We start from the raw sequence: 16,554 nt of genomic DNA on the forward strand, positions 1-16,554 counted from the left end.
TATTTACAATTTCTTTATGTTCTTTTTCGATTTCATCTAACCAGTTGTTGTCGATAATGCCTTCTTCGAGTAAGAATTCCTTAAATTTGATATTACAATCTAAAGATTTAAGTTCATCTCTTTCCTCTTTTGAACGGTATTTATCATCATCATCAGAAGAATGTGCTGTTAGACGTGTACACATGGCTTCAATCAATGTTGAACCACCACCGTTTAAACCACGTTCACGTGCTTCTTTCATTGCTTTATACATTGCAATAGGATCATTGCCATCTACTGTTTCACCATGCATACCATACCCAATTGCACGATCTGATAATTTTTCGGCACCATATTGTAATGAATCTGGTACAGAAATAGCATATTTATTATTTTCAATAACACAAATAAAAGGTAATTTGTGAACACCAGCAAAGTTTAAGCCTTCGTGGAAATCACCTTGGTTAGAACTACCTTCGCCTACAGTTGTCATTGCAATATTTGATTTGCCATCCATTTTTAGGGATAATGCCGCCCCAACTGCATGGATAATCTGCGTACCAACAGGTGAACTTTGTGATAGAATACCTTTTTCTCTTTTACTAAAATGAGAAGGCATTTGTTTACCACCAGAACTGATATCATCCTTTTTACCAAAAGCAGCTAACATAGACTCTAAAGGTGTCATTCCTAAATATGTTACTAATGCTAAATCCCTATAGTAAGGTGAAGAAATGTCCCCTTCTTGCATGGCATATGCCATCCCTATTTGAGCTGCTTCTTGTCCTTGGCAACTAATAACGAATGGTATCTTACCAGCACGATTTAATAGCCACATACGTTCATCTATTTTACGTCCTAAATCCATCCATTTGTACATCGTTTGTAGGTCTGTTTTATCTAAACCTACTGATTTATAGTCAAACATGCTATTTCCTCCTTAATTAAACGTGAATCGATCTGTTTTCAACCTTCAAGCCTAGTTCCATTAACACTTCTGAAAGTGACGGATGTGCATGTGTTGTTAAACCTAGTTCTAATGTTGATCCATTCATAAACTGGAACAATGATACTTCATTTATTAATTCAGTAACATGTGGTCCAATCATATTTAAACCTATTACGGTATCATTATCTTGATCGATTACTACTTCGCAAAAGCCATTTTGATTGTTTGTGTCCTCAATTACGGCTTTTCCAATTGCTTTAAATGGCACTTTATAAGTACGGGCCTTAATATTTTGCGCTTTTGCTTCATCTAAATGCATGCCTATACTTGCTATTTCTGGTTGGGTGTAAACGCATTTTGGCATAGTCATATAATCAACGGGAAGTGGTTGTTGTTCAAACATATGATCAATAGCTGTTATACCTTCTTTGGACCCAACGTGTGCCAATTGTAGTTTGCCGATACAATCACCAGCCGCATAGATATGGCTATCTTCAGTTTGTTGGAAGTCATTTACTAAAATATGGTTACTTTCAGATAGCTTGATTTTAGTATTATTTAATCCAATATCATCTGTATTCGGTTTTCGACCTATAGATACCAATAACTTATCATATGTATATGTCTTGTCATTAATAGTAATATCTATATGATTATCCATGACCTTCACATTATTCTCTGTTAAATGTGTATTTTCAAAGAACTGAACACCTCTAGCTGTTAGTTCCTTTTTCAATGATTTAGCGATATGCTTGGATTCTGTTGGAAGGATACGCTCACCTGCTTCAATTACAGTTACTTCTACATTGAAATCAGTCATCATCGATGCAAACTCCATTCCAATCACACCACCACCAATGATTGCTAACTTATTAGGTAATTGTTCAAGTTTTAATATATCGTCACTTGAAAGTACTACTTCATGATCAAAAGGTAGGAATGGTAATGAGACTGGTGTTGACCCAGTACAGATTAATACATTTTTATTAGGAATTAGCTCTGATTCTCCATCTTCAAATTCTACTGAAATCGTACCACTTTGTGGTGAAAAGATAGATGGGCCTAAGATACGTCCTATACCATTAAATACATCGATGTTATTATACTTCATCAAATGATTTACACCGTTAAACATTTGATTTACTACCTCAGTTTTACGCTCTTGAATGCGTGAAAAATTCAACTTAAAATCATCAACATCAACACCATATTCACTTGCATGCGTAATAGTGTGCATCACTTCGGCTGATTTTAATAATGCTTTAGTAGGTATACACCCCTTGTGTAAGCATGTACCACCCAAAAGTGCCTGTTCAACAAGTGCAACTTTCTTACCTAATTGTGAAGCTCTAATTGCAGATACATAACCCGCTGTACCTCCGCCTAGTATAACTACATCATATTGTTGTTCTGACATATTTTAACTCCTAACTATATGTTGTCGCCGTTAATATGTGCATTAAAATAATGACATACCATTTAGCGAATCATTATACGACATTAAACCTCTAATATATTTAGCGAATTTTCTATCTTTCTGTGTGAGTTTATGTGGTCATATATTTTGATGTGCCAATTAATATAACTTTCATAGTTCAAATGAATTTTGAAGTATGAAAGTTATTTTAAAAAGAACATATAAACGATATATAATTTCTCATCACGTACATAAAATTATTTCTTTATATTAAGAAGGTTAATGCCAATCGCTGATTTTTATAACCTGCTACTAATTTACATTATAAAAAACCGCATTTTGAATTGCATCTATAAGATACTTATTTTATGGCCACTTAATACTTTACCATATAATGTCCCAAAACATGAATAGTCAACATGTTACATAACAAAATTTCGGGTCAATAATTGACCATTTTAGCAAACATTATATTTGCTTCCTATTACAGTTTACATCAAATAAACCGTTTATAAAATTAAAAACCTATTCTGATATCTTTTAATTAAATTTACAAAGAGATAATAGTTCGTTTAAGAATTAATTTTTAATGCTAATATCAGTGAATCTATTTTACTTTGTTTAGATGCGGCTCTTTCACTAAAAACAATTGGAAACTTCGCACCAATAATCAGACTTGCAATTCGTGCTTGACCAAATAATTTGAGCGCTTTATATAAAGGATCTCCAACATCCTTATTAGCGACTACAATAGCATCCACATCACCAGCAATTTCAGATTTAAGATTATTTTTTATAACACTTTCCATATCTGTAGCATTTTCAAATGTTAGTGGTCCGTCAATTAATAAATCATTGTTGCCAATGCGTTCAAAGGTAAGTTTAATTTTTTCGGCTTCGGTAGCAGAAAAAATTTTTTTATTCGGATTATTAACAGAAGATAATAATGCAAGTTTTAGTTGTTTATAACCAATTGCCTGTGCAAAAATTTGCAAGTTCTTAATTATTTGCTTCTTCTCTTCAACCGTAGGCGCAACATTAAAATAAACATCGCTCATCATTAGATGTTTATGGTAATGTGGCAAATCTAAACATACCACATGATTTAAATAACCATAGTTTTCCATAAATTGTCGATTGCTTAAGATAAATGAAAACATCTTGCTATCTTCAATATTGCCTTTCATTAACACTGTAACTTTGCCTTGGGCCAAATCATTCGAACAAGTGTTGTACAATGCTTGTTCTGAATCGAATTGATAAATATGAACTCTATTGATCAGTGTACTATCAATGTTGTATGACCGAATTAACTCTGTAGGATCTTCAATATCATATAAATAAAGTTCTATATCTGTTTGTTCTAACACTGTTAATAATACAGAGATTATTTTTTCATCATTAGCAAATAAAACTGCTACCTTGCCGTTCAATGTTTGGTTCGGCTCAACTAAATGTTTGTATTGCATTACATCAACGCCCTTCTATTATTAATCGCACGATTTAATACAATTTTTAACAATAATAAATTATTGCTTTGTAGCATGATTTTGTTCAATCATTTCCTTAGCATTTTGACGTGTAAGTTTTGTAACACTAGCACCTGAAATCATACGTGCAACTTCATCTACTCTTTCATCACCGGTTAGTTCTTTGACCTGAGTAGTCGTCCTATCGTCGTTTGAAGCTTTACTTATTAATAAGTGATAGTCACTCATTGTTGCAACTTGTGGTAAATGAGAGATACAAATAACTTGAATATGTTGAGCTAAATCTCTCATCTTTTCTGCCATTTTTTGAGCTGCTTGGCCAGAAACCCCTGAATCAACTTCATCAAATAATATTGCTGTTTGACCTCTACTCTTAACAAATATTGTCTTAAGTGCCAGCATGATTCTTGATAGTTCTCCACCCGAAGCAATTTTATTTAAACTTTTAAGAGGTTCTCCCTTATTAGGACTAATTAAAAATTCAACAAATTCAATACCTTCACGATTAGGTTTATCTAATGGCTTAAAGGAAATTTCTAAGTTAGCATCTTTCATTTGTAAATTTTGAATTTCATCAACGATATGGTTTCTTAGTTGTTGAGCCACTTTACGTCTTTCTTTAGATAATTGGCCTCCTAAATCCAATACACGTTGATATAATTCATTAATCTGTTCACGTAATTGTGAAGTGCTTTCTTCGTAGTTTTCTATTTTATTAATTTCTAATTCTAATTTCTCTTGATAAATGATTAATTCAGAAATATCTTTACCGTATTTGCGCTTTAAACTGTTTAATAAATTCATTCTAGATTCTAATTCGTTTAAGTATTGTTCATCAAATTCTGTGTTTGTTAATTCATCATAAATTTGGTGTTTAGCATCTTCAAGCGTATAGTAAAATTGATCTACTTCATCCTTTAATTTATTATATTTATCCGGTAAAATTTCCCCAATTGATTCTAATTGTGTACTTAATTCATATAATCGATCAGTTATTGCGTGTTCATCAGTTAGTGTTAGATGAGCATTATTTAAAGCAAGACTCAAATTTTCAGAGTTTTGGATACGCTTAATGTCTGTTTCAAGTTGTTCTACTTCGCCGTCTTTCAAATGTGCCTCTTTAATTTCATCTAGCTGAAATTTTAACAAATCTAACCTTTGCAGTAATGCTTGATCAGCTGTTTCTAATTCTTCAAGTTCCTTTTTCTTTGCTTGATATTTATCAAACGTATCAATATATTGTTGTAACAACTTCGCATAAGTATCTTCAGCATAATTATCTAAAAGTTGTAAGTGATATTTTTGTTTCAATAATGCTTGTGTTTCATGTTGTCCATGGATATCAAGCAATTCTTGCATTACTTTTCTCAAATCTTGTAATGTTACTGTTTGATTATTTATTCTACAAATACTTTTGCCTGAGCTAAATATTTCTCTTTTAACTAACAAAAAGTCCTCATCACTGTCGATTGACAACTCACTTAATAGAGTCAATGCTTCTTTACTATCGTCTATGTCAAAGATACCTTCAATAATGGCTTTCTTTTCACCATGTCTTACATAATCTGAAGAAGCACGCATACCAATAAGTTGTCCAATTGCATCAATTATAATTGATTTACCTGAACCTGTTTCTCCACTGAGAACAGTTAGCCCATCACCAAAATGAACCTCTAATTCATCAATAATTGCAAATTGTTTTATTGATAAAGTTTGTAGCATGTTTACTCACTTCCTTAAAATTATAGTAAATTAAAGATACGTGTCTTGATTGTTTCACCAGCTTCTTCATCTCTACATATAATTAAACATGTATCGTCACCACAAATTGTACCTAACACTTCATCCCAGTCAATTTGATCTAATATGGCACCAATTGATTGGGCGTTACCCGGTAATGTTTTTAACACTAATAAATTACCTGTTCCGTCAATATTCACAAATGAATCCATTAAATATCTGCCAAGCTTTTCTAACGGGTGGTATTTTCTGTCATTTGGCAAACTATAAACATATTGACCTGTTGGCGTGGGGACTTTAATAAGTTGAAGTTCTTTGATATCTCTAGATACTGTCGCTTGAGTAACGTTGAGTTCGTATTCATTCAAGCGTCTTACTAATTCATCTTGAGTTTCTATTTTTTCATTAGATATGATTTCACGTATTTTAATATGTCTTACTGATTTTTTAGCCATAACTTACACCTCTGTAAACGAATATTTATACAACAAGTTTAACACATGCATAGAAATACGACTACTAAAGTTATTTAGTAATTTTACCCAATTAAACACCATAACCACGCTAAATTCGAACGAGATAATCATTGTGATTAAATGAATTTGATTGATTTAATTGTAATTGGATAGAATGAAATAAACTTTCGTAATGAATAATTATAAAATTGTTTATAAGTTATTTATGCAAAATCAGAATATATGCGTCAATGAAATAAAGAAAACGTCAACTTCAATTATGAGAAAATAGAAGTTGACGTTTATACTTTATAAATATATGTTCCCGCTCTTACCGAATTCAATTGATAGTTAATGACTTGTTGGTATTTAGACAATACCATTTTTAAATTTGTTCCAGGTATAACATACAAAAATAATAACGGAAGATAATATTTTTGTATGTCCTAATAAATCTAATGTATTCACAAAGCGAGACTGTTTCAATTGTAAATTTGAGTGATTGCTTATAATTATGATTCTCTGTCGTTAAATAATTTTATTATGGCATCTAGTTGTGTTGTATCATAATTATCGGGTAAATTTGCTAAACAATCATAAGCAGCTTGCGTATGATACGCTAATTTTTCTTCGGCACCCTCTTTACCTAACAATGATACATATGTACTCTTATCGTTAGCAAGATCACTGCCTACTTTTTTACCTAATTTAGTTTCATCACCATAAATATCGAGCAAATCATCTTTAATTTGGAACATTAAACCTAAGTGTTCACTATAAAGTTCTAAATTATTAGCTACATCCGAACTTGGATTCGCGATATCGACTGCTGCCATGACTGCAAATTTAAGTAATGCACCCGTTTTAGCATTATGAATCTGTTCCAAGGTTTCTAAATCAACTGGTGTACCTTCGCTTTGCATATCCAAAGTTTGACCACCAACCATTCCAAGATGACCACTAGCATTAGAAAGACGTTGAATTAATTTAATCTTTGATAAGTCTGTTAATGTTTGATCATTTGAAATAAGCTCGAAAGCCTTGGTTAACAGCGCATCACCAGATAATATTGCTTTCCACTCACCATATACTTTATGATTTGTAGGCTTTCCTCTACGATAATCATCATTATCCATTGGTGGAAGATCATCGTGGATTAAAGAATATGTATGAATCATTTCCAGACCAATTGCTGATGATATACCCTTCTCGTAATCGCCACTAAGCATTTCTAAAGTTAATAACAACACTACCGGTCTTATGCGTTTGCCACCAGCATTTAATGAATATAGCATACTTTCTTCCAAGTTAGTGTTAAGAGTAGAATTTGGAATTGATTCTGAGAGTAATTGATTGATTTCAAGTTGTAAATTATTCATCTTTGGATTCATTTTCAGCGACATCCTTTTCGTTAGACATTAAAGCATTTACTTTTTGTTCAGCATCTTTCAATGTTTCATCACATTTAGCAGATAATGTCATACCTCTTTGATATAAACTTAAAGAATCTTCCAAAGAAACATTTTCATTATCAAGCTTTTGTACGATGCCTTCTAATTCAGTCATCATATCTTCAAAACTTTGATTATTTTCATTACTCATCTTTACACCTAACTTTCTTAACTTGTGCGTCCACTACGCCATCTTTCATAGTTAATTCAATATTATCACCAGCAGATAAATCTTGTGTGCTTGTGATAACACTATCATCTTTATTAACAATTGTATAACCGCGTAACATCGTATTTGTCGGACTTAAATTGTTTAAGCTTTCTAACTTTCTACCTAAATCATTCTTGAATGTCGTAAGTAGCGCATTAATTTGTTTATTTAATTTATCATGTTGTTGACTCAGCTTTTGTTGCTCACTTGTAATATGTTGTTTGAAATTTTTTAAATTAAGTCGATTAGCTAATAACTGTAGTGATTGAGATTCACGCTTTAGTTTTAAATCAATAATTAAATTCAATTGTCTTTCAAGCTCATCACGTTTTTGGATTTGTTGATCATACAATAATGTTGGTGTTTTAAATTTATAATAAGATGAAACATGATCCAAATATTTTTGCTGTTGTTGAATATGTTGTTTAATATATCGTGTGAGTGAAAGCTTTGTTTGTGTTAAGTACTGACGTAATTCAAATTGATCAGGTGTAGCAATCACTGCCGCTTGTGTAGGTGTAGCAGCTCTAACATCCGCTACAAAATCACTCAGTGTAAAATCAGTTTCATGACCAACAGCTGAAATAATTGGTGTCTGACAATCAAAAATTGCTTTAACTACCGTTTCTTCATTAAAATTCCATAAGTCTTCGATAGATCCTCCACCACGGCCAATGATAATCGTATCCACACCCAATTGGTCCGCTTGTTGAATTTTATCTATGATGTCCTTTTCTGCTTGTGCACCTTGAACTAATGTATTTAATTGTATCTGTTCAACTAACGGGTAGCGACTATTGATCGTACTGTGAATATCTCTGATTGCAGCGCCTGTACCAGCAGTCAGAACTGCGATTTTCTTAGGATATTTTGGAATGGGCTTTTTATATTCTTGATTAAAAAAGCCTTCTTTAGTAAGTTTTTTCTTTAATTGTTCTAATTTTTGATATAGGTTACCTACACCATCTAATTGCATTTTATTGACATAAATTTGATAATTTCCTCGCTTTTCAAAAACGGAAACCCTAGCTTCTATTAATACTTCGTCGCCCTCTTTCGGTTCAAAATCGAGCTTTGATGCATTCCCTTTAAACATCATTGCATTAATTAAACTATTGTTATCTTTAACATTAAAGTAAAGGTGCCCACTACTATGTTTTTTAAAGTTTGATAACTCTCCTTTAATTAACACAGATTGTAGGTGAGGATCTTGATCAAATTTATACTTGATATACTTAGTCAACGCAGTAATACTTAAATATTCAGCCATTTATATCACTCATTTTATTCAATATTGCTCAATACACCATTAATAAATTTATAATGTTCATCATCACTAAATTGTTTCGCTAGTTCGACCGCTTCATTGATGATAACTTTCTTTGGTGTTGAACTGTTAGATAGTTCAAATGTAGCCATTCTTAAAATAATTCTGTCTGTTTTAAGTAATCTTTCTAATTTCCAATCTTTTAAATGCGGTTGTATCTGTTGGTCCAATACACTTTCGTGATCTTTCACACCTGAAACTAACCAATTTATAAATTCAAATTCTAAATCGGGATTATCATCTTTGATAAAACTGATTGCCTCATCAATAGATAAATCAGTATTCATCATTTCAAGTTGAAATAGAGTTTGAAAGGCTTGTGTTCTTGATTCTTTTCGACTCATTTTAAACTCCTTCAAGCATCATTTTCTTAATATAAATTAGCAGAAAGTATGTATACTAATTTGAACATCATACATTCCGCTAATTTAACTATTGAGATTAACTGTGCTCTTGTTTTATTAAATTTTAATTTTCGGGTTCGATATTTGTAATATGAACATTGATTTGACTTGGTTCAATCGTTGTCATCGTTGTTAATGAGTTGAAGATCGCTTGTTGGATATGGCGAGCGGTTTCTGAAATATTCACGCCATAACTTAAGGCACAGTATACATCAATAAATATACCGTCTTCTCTAGCATCTACTTTTATCCCTTTATGCAGTTGCTTTTTACTCACTTGTTCAATATTAGTTTGTTTCAATTCTTTAAAGTGTCCACGAATCCCTTTCACTTCGGATGTAGCGATACTTGCTATAACAGTTAATACTTCTGGCGCAATTTCTATTCTACCCAAGTTGGAATGTGATGTTTCTGTTACCTTTACCATGTCACATACCTCCTAATTATTCAATTTCTTCATCCATAATATTATAAGTTTCTAAAAACTTAGTATTAAATTCTCCACTTCTAAAGATATCATTATTTAATAGGCGTATATGGAATGGAATTGTTGTATCTATCCCTAATACTAGGAATTCTCCTAATGAACGTAAACCTGCCATAATTGCTTCATCTCTAGTGGGTTCGTGCACAATAAGCTTAGCGACCATCGAATCATAATATGGAGGAATTGTATAATTAGTATAACATGCAGATTCAATTCTTACTCCGAATCCACCTGGTGCTAAATATTGAGTGATTTTCCCTGGTGATGGCATAAAGTTTTTATAAGGGTTTTCTGCATTGATTCTAAATTCTATAGCGTGCCCATTAATCTTAATATCTTTTTGTTTAAACGGTAATGGTTCGCCCATCGCTATTTTAAGTTGGAGTTTAACTAAATCTACACCTGTAACCATCTCAGTAACAGGGTGTTCAACTTGAATACGTGTGTTCATTTCCATAAAATAGAAATCATTTGTATTTAAATCATAGATAAATTCTATTGTACCGGCATTTTCATATTTAACTGCCTTAGCAGCTCTTACAGCTGCGTTACCCATTTCTTTTCTCTGTTCATCGGATAAGATTGGAGATGGTGCTTCTTCTACTAATTTTTGCATTCTACGTTGGATTGTACAGTCTCTTTCACCAAGATGAACGACATTACCAAAGCTATCACCTACGACTTGAATCTCAATATGTCTAAAGTTTTCAATGAATTTTTCTAAATATAGTCCGCCGTTACCAAATGCAGTCTCTGCCTCTTGTTGAGTCATTTTGAAGCCAGTTTCTAACTCTTTTTCATCACGAGCAACTCGAATGCCTTTACCGCCACCACCGGCAGTCGCTTTAATGATTACAGGATATCCAATTTTGTTTGCAATTGATTTAGCGTCTTTAATATTTTCTACTAAACCTTCACTACCAGGAACAACCGGTACATCAGCACGTTTCATTTCTTCTTTCGCCACGTCTTTTATACCCATTTTTTGAATAGACTCATAGCTTGGTCCAATAAATTTCAATTGACAAGCTTCACATAATTCAGCAAAGTCACCATTTTCAGCTAAAAAGCCATAACCAGGATGTATTGCATCACAACCTGTAGATGTTGCAATTGATAGTATGTTAGGAATATTTAAATAAGAATCTTTAGATTGTGTTGGCCCAACGCAATATGCTTCATCAGCAATTTGAGTATGTAATGCGTCTTTATCTCCTTCAGAATAAATAGCCACAGTTTGTAATCCTAAGTCATGACAAGCACGAATGATTCTTACTGCAATTTCTCCTCTATTTGCTATTAAAATCTTATTCATTATTTCACCTTAAATAACGGTTGGCCATACTCTACCATTTGACCGTCTTCGACTAGTATTTCAGCAATTTCTCCAGAAACTTCCGCTTGAATTTCATTGAATAATTTCATAGCTTCTAATATGCATACAGTAGTTTCATTTGAAACTGAATCACCCACTTGGACATATGCACTTTCTTCTGGTGAAGGAGATTTATAGAATGTACCAACCATTGGTGCATTAATTGTTTTTAAATTGTCATCTGATGATGTTGCACTTGCATCTTCAGTATTAGTATTTGCTGTCGGTGCAGCAGCCACACTTTGTTGAGGTGCCACTTGTTGTACAGGTTGTTGACCTATTTGAGGAGTTATAATTTCAGTTTCTTTTTCTTTTTTTAAATTTACGACATTACCTTTGTCTTCGATATTAATTTCAGTCAAACTTGATTGATCAAGTATTTCAATCAATTCTTTTATTTCTTTAAAATTCATAAATACTGACTCCTTTAGATTGTTATCATTTACCTATTTTATTTTACTTTAGTGATTTCTTCAATTCAAGCATATACATACTTTCTATAATAAACAGAATATTATTCATAGCGCACTATTTATAACATTATGGGTTTATATTAAGTAAGCGTTAACGTTAATTATGTATGATGGTTAAAAAATAAAATTATAGCCTAGCTAATTTAAAAGAATAGAAGTGATGATTTTAATTTAATCTAAACATCAAAAACCTTTCCAAAACATTATGTATTGGAAAGGTTTGAATACATTCGTTATGAAATCAAATGTGTAACTATTTAGCAAGGCGTATTACGCTCTTGAGATATAACTACCATCACCTGTATTAATCACAAGTGTATCTCCTTCATTAACGAATAAAGGAACGTTTAAAGTATAACCTGTTTCAACAGTAGCAGATTTAGTAGCACCTGTTGCAGTATCACCTTTAATACCTGGTTCAGTTTCTGTTACTAACAGCTCAACAGTTTTTGGTAATTCAACACCAATTGTTTCGCCTTCATAACTTTGAATTTGAACTTCCATGTTAGCTTTTAAGAATTTTAATTCATATTCTAAGTAATCTGCTGATAATTCAGTTTGATCAAATGTTTGGTTATCCATAAATACATGTGAATCTCCATCAGCATACAAGTATTGCATGCGGCGGTTTTCAATCATAGCTTGTTCAACTTTTTCACCAGCTCTGAATGTTTTCTCTTGAATTGCGCCAGTTCTTAAATTTCTTAATTTAGAACGTACGAATGCTGATCCTTTTCCTGGTTTTACATGTTGGAAGTCAATAACTTTCCAAATACCATTATCTACTGAAATTGTTAAGCCTGTTTTAAAATCATTCACCGAAATCATTCAGTTTCCTCCTAAATTATAAGGTCTTCTATAAAATAATAAGGTTTTTTGTGGATTTAGTAAAGTATTCACAGCCATTTTCTGTAATTAAAATGTCATCTTCAATACGTACGCCACCTAATCCATCGATATAAATACCTGGCTCTATTGTAACACAGTTATTAGGTACTAATTCATTTTCAGATTTTCTTGATAAATTAGGGCCTTCATGAACATCTAAACCAATACCATGACCTAATGAATGACCAAAGGCATCACCATAACCGTGTTCAGTAATATAGTCACGTGCAATCGCATCAAGTGCTTTACCACTCATTCCAGGTTTCGCTGCTGCTACTGCTTTTAAGTTAGCGTCTAGCACGATTTGATATATTTCCTTTAATTTTGGATCAGGTTCACCAATCGCAAATGTACGAGTAATATCAGAAGCATACCCTTGATAATATGCACCAAAATCTAAAGTGATTAAATCTCCTTGTTCAATGACTTTTTCACTTGCTACACCATGAGGTAATGCGCCTCTATAACCAGAAGCTACGATTGTATCGAAGGAAGGACCTTCTGCTCCCAATGATAACATTTTACTTTCTAACTTAGCTTTAAGTTCTTGCTCTGTCATACCTGCTTTTGCTATTCCCAGAACATATTCATATGTCTGGTCTACTATTTCAGCAGCTTTTTGAATAATAGCAATTTCTGATTCGTCTTTAACTTCACGAATTTGCTCAACTAATCCTGAAATACTTATTAAGCTGATATATGATTTACTTAGTTGTAAATATGTATCATAACTTACTAAATTCCCTTCGAATCCAACGTTTTGAACATTTAATTGTTCTAATTGTTGCTTCACTTCGTCAATTAATGCACCTTGTTGCTTAATGATTGTGAAATCAGGTGCTTGTGAAGTAGCTTGTTCAATATATCTAAAATCTGTTATTAGTAATTGTTTGGATTCAGTTATGATTAATGCACCACTTGTCCCTGTAAAGCCTGATAAATAGCGTCTATTGTAATCTGATAGTATCACTACGGCTTCTAAATGCTTTTCTTTAAGTGACTGATTAAGTTTTGTTAATCTTGACATTTAAAATCCCCCTCATCAATTGATTTGTACATTTTCGTTATATACATTAAAATGATAGCATAATTAATATACAAATTTATAGTTTTTAAATTAGGAGTAGACGAATGAAGAAAAAAATTGTGGCAATCATAAGTGCAACATGTTTATTGGCTGGTTGTGGCAGTCAAAACTTAGGACCGTTAGAAGAAAAAACAACCAAACTAAGAGATGATAACCATAAATTGAAGAGCAATATTCAAGAGCTAAAGCAAAATATAAGTAAAGAAAATCAAAAAATTGCTTCATTAAATAAAGACAAGAAAAATATGAAACAAGCTAAAGAAAATAAGAAAAAAGCAACAAATTTAAAGGCCTCATCTACATATTATAAAAATGTTGCCAAACGTATCGATGATTACAATCAAATTGACGATGATGTTACAAAGAATAAAGGCAATAAGGACATTGAATCTAAATTAACGGATATAAATAACCAAATTGATAGTGCGTATAGTGATTATACGACACAGATTGATAAGGAAAGCATGAGCGATTCAGATAAATCAAAAGACAAAGATATTAAACGTTTAAATAAAGATTTAAGTAAGGCAATGACAGAAATTAGAGAAGGTTATACTACTAAAGACAAGAAGAAAATTGCAAAAGGCCAAAATTTACTTTCTTCTGTTTCTATTACAAGTAGTTAAGCAGTGAATTTATTGGGAGTGTTCAATTTGAAACAAGCATTATTTTATATAGTAATTGCAATTGCAATCATTGGTTTAGTACTAAATTTAGACGCATTTATATTTAGCTTTGTTAAAATGTTGGTTAGCATTGCAATTTTTGCTGGAATAGCATATCTTATCTATTATTTCTTTTTCTTAACAGAGGATCAAAGGAAATATAAACGAGCGCAAAGAAAATATAAAAAGCATAATAGAAAGAAATAATCGAGTTAATTCCTAAATTAGAAATATAGTATATTAAAATTGAAGGTTTATTTGATAATATCATGTAACATCAATTAAAAGGTGCCCCGTGTAAGGTGATGTTACAATTATTTTATACGAGGCACCTTATTTTTATAACAATGGCAAATTCTAAGTAAACGATTTATTTGTATGTATACGAAACATAACTATATTGAATATAACAATAGACAATACTTATTGCGAAATAGGATAATCATTAATTGTTGTTCTAAACGAATTAAATTCTACAAATAGAAATAGGGCTAATCTACAAAAGTAGATTAGCCCTATTTTCATAAGCAGTTTGTATTAACTACTTTTATTATTTTCGATAATTCCAATCGTCTGATTTATATTTTTCTATTAATTCATTCACTTCTGCTTGTTGAGCTTCAGTTAGTGTTAAAGGTTTGAAATCAACATTTAAACCTTTTTTAAATCCTTTTTCAAAGGCTACTTCCATTTCTGCGATAGTGATTTTCTTATCAGAAATATCATTTAGAGCAACAGCTTTATCTAGAAAAGCTTTCTTCATTTTTTCTTTTAAACGTTCGTTTTTAAATATAAACATATCAAACAAGTCATCCACATCAACATCTTGAAGCAATGAACCGTGTTGGAGGATAACCCCTTTTTGTCTAACTTGTGCGCTTCCAGCAATTTTCCGCCCTTCTACTACAAGTTCATACCAACTCGGTGCATCAAAGCAAACTGCACTTCTAGGTTGCTTTAATTTATCTCGCTCTTCTTTTGAACGAGGGATAGCAAAATAAGCATCTAAACCTAATTCTTTATACCCTTGTAATAAACCTTCAGAAATAACTCGGTAAGCTTCAGTTATTGTTGAAGGCATTTCAGGATGCGATTCAGGAACTATTACACTATAAGTTAACTCTTTATCATGTAATACACCTCTACCACCAGTTTGACGGCGAACCATGCCGTAACCTTTTTCTTTTACTTTGTCTATGTCTATTTCTTTAGTTAATCGTTGAAAATAACCCACCGATAACGTTGCAGGATTCCAAGTATAAAAACGAATTACTGGATCAATTTCTCCTCTTGAAACAAAATTAAGTAACGCCTCATCTAAAGCCATATTATAAAATGGATCATTACTTCCCGTATTGATAAAATTCCATGTTTCAGTCACTCTAAAAAACTCCTATCAAAAATTGTTATTATTATACATGTATGGTATCGTTTTCAATGATTTTATAAGTATGTTTGCAACACCTTCTAAAACTTAGTAAAAATATTTTGATAAATTGTGCTAACAGTCTTATAATATATAATATCGGTTAATTAGGGAGGATGCAAGATGAGTAGTTTTTGGTTTATAGCGTTAGCAGTTTTAATTATTATAATAGCATATATGCTAATTAATTATCTTCTTAATAAAAGAGCAGTCACAGAATTAAACCAAAATGAATTCCATAAAGGTTTACGCAAAGCTCAAGTTATTGATGTAAGGGAAAAAGTAGATTATGATTATGGCCATATCAACGGAGCGAGAAACATACCAATTACTATGTTTAAACAGAGATATCAAGGTTTAAGAGTAGATCAACCAATTTATCTTTGTGATGCAAATGGTATTTCGAGTTACCGTGCCGCTAGAACATTAAAGAAAAATGGTTATAAAGACATTTACATGCTAAAAGGCGGTTACAAAAAATGGACTGGAAAAATCAAATCTAAGAAATAATCAAATAGCTAACAAATAACAGTGTTGCTTTATAAACTGTCGACGAAATCATTGATTTTGTCGACAGTTTTTTATTTATACATTTTTATCACTGTAAAATTTTTCAAAACTTTTATTTTACCCATATGTTTATATACTTGTGTTGCCAGACATTGCAAATAGACGGCGCGCTATAAAAATATAAGATTAACTAAAAAACATAATTTATCTAATTTTACAC

The 16,554-nt window shown here is 31.8% G+C and carries 18 protein-coding genes; 3 read left to right on the forward strand and 15 right to left on the reverse strand.

The annotated features are described in order from the left end of the window. The 14 genes from ACF91D_RS25235 to ACF91D_RS25300 form a co-directional block, all read right to left on the reverse strand. The coding region (locus tag ACF91D_RS25235) for a thiamine pyrophosphate-dependent dehydrogenase E1 component subunit alpha (protein ID WP_392437905.1) at positions 1–907 on the reverse strand (907 nt) is incomplete at its 3' end. Between the two features lie 16 nt (positions 908–923). Next, complete coding sequence (lpdA, locus tag ACF91D_RS25240) at positions 924–2,345, reverse strand: dihydrolipoyl dehydrogenase (protein WP_107527620.1); 1,422 nt, start codon at positions 2,343–2,345, stop codon at positions 924–926. Positions 2,346–2,917: 572 nt separating this feature from the next. Beyond that, complete coding sequence (locus tag ACF91D_RS25245; protein ID WP_107527619.1) at positions 2,918–3,814, reverse strand: phosphate acyltransferase; 897 nt, start codon at positions 3,812–3,814, stop codon at positions 2,918–2,920. Between the two features lie 60 nt (positions 3,815–3,874). Next, positions 3,875–5,557, reverse strand: coding sequence for a DNA repair protein RecN (recN, locus tag ACF91D_RS25250; RefSeq protein ID WP_107527618.1), 1,683 nt, complete (start codon positions 5,555–5,557; stop codon positions 3,875–3,877). Between the two features lie 20 nt (positions 5,558–5,577). Beyond that, a complete protein-coding gene (gene ahrC, locus ACF91D_RS25255) occupies positions 5,578–6,030 on the reverse strand; it encodes a transcriptional regulator AhrC/ArgR (protein WP_042738607.1) in 453 nt (150 codons plus the stop codon). Positions 6,031–6,542: 512 nt separating this feature from the next. Next, positions 6,543–7,421, reverse strand: coding sequence for a polyprenyl synthetase family protein (locus ACF91D_RS25260; RefSeq protein WP_119624403.1), 879 nt, complete (start codon positions 7,419–7,421; stop codon positions 6,543–6,545). Next, entirely contained in the window at positions 7,402–7,632 is a 231-nt protein-coding gene (locus tag ACF91D_RS25265) for an exodeoxyribonuclease VII small subunit (RefSeq protein ID WP_392437908.1), read from the reverse strand. The genes ACF91D_RS25260 and ACF91D_RS25265 overlap by 20 nt, the downstream gene beginning before the upstream one ends. Beyond that, positions 7,625–8,962, reverse strand: a complete 1,338-nt coding sequence (xseA, locus tag ACF91D_RS25270; RefSeq protein ID WP_107513289.1) for an exodeoxyribonuclease VII large subunit — start codon at positions 8,960–8,962, stop codon at positions 7,625–7,627. Before xseA ends, ACF91D_RS25265 begins: the two co-directional genes overlap by 8 nt. A 14-nt stretch (positions 8,963–8,976) precedes the next feature. After that, complete coding sequence (gene nusB / locus ACF91D_RS25275; RefSeq protein WP_042738603.1) at positions 8,977–9,363, reverse strand: transcription antitermination factor NusB; 387 nt, start codon at positions 9,361–9,363, stop codon at positions 8,977–8,979. Positions 9,364–9,487: 124 nt separating this feature from the next. Then, positions 9,488–9,850: an Asp23/Gls24 family envelope stress response protein gene (locus tag ACF91D_RS25280; protein ID WP_042738602.1), complete on the reverse strand. Its 363-nt coding sequence runs from the start codon at positions 9,848–9,850 to the stop codon at positions 9,488–9,490. Positions 9,851–9,866: 16 nt separating this feature from the next. After that, a complete protein-coding gene (accC, locus tag ACF91D_RS25285; RefSeq protein ID WP_042738601.1) occupies positions 9,867–11,225 on the reverse strand; it encodes an acetyl-CoA carboxylase biotin carboxylase subunit in 1,359 nt (452 codons plus the stop codon). Next, complete coding sequence (gene accB / locus ACF91D_RS25290; RefSeq protein ID WP_042738600.1) at positions 11,225–11,698, reverse strand: acetyl-CoA carboxylase biotin carboxyl carrier protein; 474 nt, start codon at positions 11,696–11,698, stop codon at positions 11,225–11,227. Before accB ends, accC begins: the two co-directional genes overlap by 1 nt. A gap of 330 nt (positions 11,699–12,028) precedes the next feature. Then, positions 12,029–12,586 (reverse strand): elongation factor P, encoded by a 558-nt coding sequence (gene efp / locus ACF91D_RS25295; protein WP_042738599.1) that lies wholly within the window; start codon positions 12,584–12,586, stop codon positions 12,029–12,031. A 28-nt stretch (positions 12,587–12,614) separates the two neighbouring features. Beyond that, positions 12,615–13,673 (reverse strand): M24 family metallopeptidase, encoded by a 1,059-nt coding sequence (locus ACF91D_RS25300; RefSeq protein WP_107527663.1) that lies wholly within the window; start codon positions 13,671–13,673, stop codon positions 12,615–12,617. Between the two features lie 104 nt (positions 13,674–13,777). On the opposite strand from ACF91D_RS25300, the gene ACF91D_RS25305 reads away from it, so the two are divergent. Then, entirely contained in the window at positions 13,778–14,359 is a 582-nt protein-coding gene (locus tag ACF91D_RS25305; protein ID WP_107512980.1) for a hypothetical protein, read from the forward strand. A 27-nt stretch (positions 14,360–14,386) separates the two neighbouring features. After that, positions 14,387–14,605 carry an SA1362 family protein gene (locus tag ACF91D_RS25310; protein WP_119624404.1) on the forward strand — a complete coding sequence of 73 codons (219 nt, stop codon included), beginning with the start codon at positions 14,387–14,389 and terminating at the stop codon, positions 14,603–14,605. 343 nt (positions 14,606–14,948) lie between these two features. Here the strand turns inward: ACF91D_RS25310 and ACF91D_RS25315 are convergent, their stop codons facing one another. After that, positions 14,949–15,779: a lipoate--protein ligase family protein gene (locus ACF91D_RS25315; RefSeq protein ID WP_042738595.1), complete on the reverse strand. Its 831-nt coding sequence runs from the start codon at positions 15,777–15,779 to the stop codon at positions 14,949–14,951. A 168-nt stretch (positions 15,780–15,947) separates the two neighbouring features. On the opposite strand from ACF91D_RS25315, the gene ACF91D_RS25320 reads away from it, so the two are divergent. Next, the gene (locus tag ACF91D_RS25320; protein ID WP_042738594.1) at positions 15,948–16,334 is read left to right on the forward strand and encodes a rhodanese-like domain-containing protein; all 387 of its coding nucleotides are present in this window, start codon (positions 15,948–15,950) and stop codon (positions 16,332–16,334) included. Positions 16,335–16,554: the final 220 nt, after the last annotated feature.

It is taken from the genome of Staphylococcus sp. 231237_7MaSpsaltlick (assembly GCF_043107035.1).

Coding starts and splice junctions, on each gene's coding strand:
- xseA (WP_107513289.1), bottom strand. CDS start 8,962: ATGGCTGAATATTTAAGTATTACTGCGTTGACTAAGTATATCAAGTAT.
- ACF91D_RS25260 (WP_119624403.1), bottom strand. CDS start 7,421: ATGAATCCAAAGATGAATAATTTACAACTTGAAATCAATCAATTACTC.
- accC (WP_042738601.1), bottom strand. CDS start 11,225: ATGAATAAGATTTTAATAGCAAATAGAGGAGAAATTGCAGTAAGAATC.
- accB (WP_042738600.1), bottom strand. CDS start 11,698: ATGAATTTTAAAGAAATAAAAGAATTGATTGAAATACTTGATCAATCA.
- ACF91D_RS25265 (WP_392437908.1), bottom strand. CDS start 7,632: ATGAGTAATGAAAATAATCAAAGTTTTGAAGATATGATGACTGAATTA.
- lpdA (WP_107527620.1), bottom strand. CDS start 2,345: ATGTCAGAACAACAATATGATGTAGTTATACTAGGCGGAGGTACAGCG.
- efp (WP_042738599.1), bottom strand. CDS start 12,586: ATGATTTCGGTGAATGATTTTAAAACAGGCTTAACAATTTCAGTAGAT.
- ACF91D_RS25320 (WP_042738594.1), top strand. CDS start 15,948: ATGAGTAGTTTTTGGTTTATAGCGTTAGCAGTTTTAATTATTATAATA.
- ahrC (WP_042738607.1), bottom strand. CDS start 6,030: ATGGCTAAAAAATCAGTAAGACATATTAAAATACGTGAAATCATATCT.
- ACF91D_RS25245 (WP_107527619.1), bottom strand. CDS start 3,814: ATGCAATACAAACATTTAGTTGAGCCGAACCAAACATTGAACGGCAAG.
- ACF91D_RS25280 (WP_042738602.1), bottom strand. CDS start 9,850: ATGGTAAAGGTAACAGAAACATCACATTCCAACTTGGGTAGAATAGAA.
- nusB (WP_042738603.1), bottom strand. CDS start 9,363: ATGAGTCGAAAAGAATCAAGAACACAAGCCTTTCAAACTCTATTTCAA.
- recN (WP_107527618.1), bottom strand. CDS start 5,557: ATGCTACAAACTTTATCAATAAAACAATTTGCAATTATTGATGAATTA.
- ACF91D_RS25305 (WP_107512980.1), top strand. CDS start 13,778: ATGAAGAAAAAAATTGTGGCAATCATAAGTGCAACATGTTTATTGGCT.
- ACF91D_RS25300 (WP_107527663.1), bottom strand. CDS start 13,673: ATGTCAAGATTAACAAAACTTAATCAGTCACTTAAAGAAAAGCATTTA.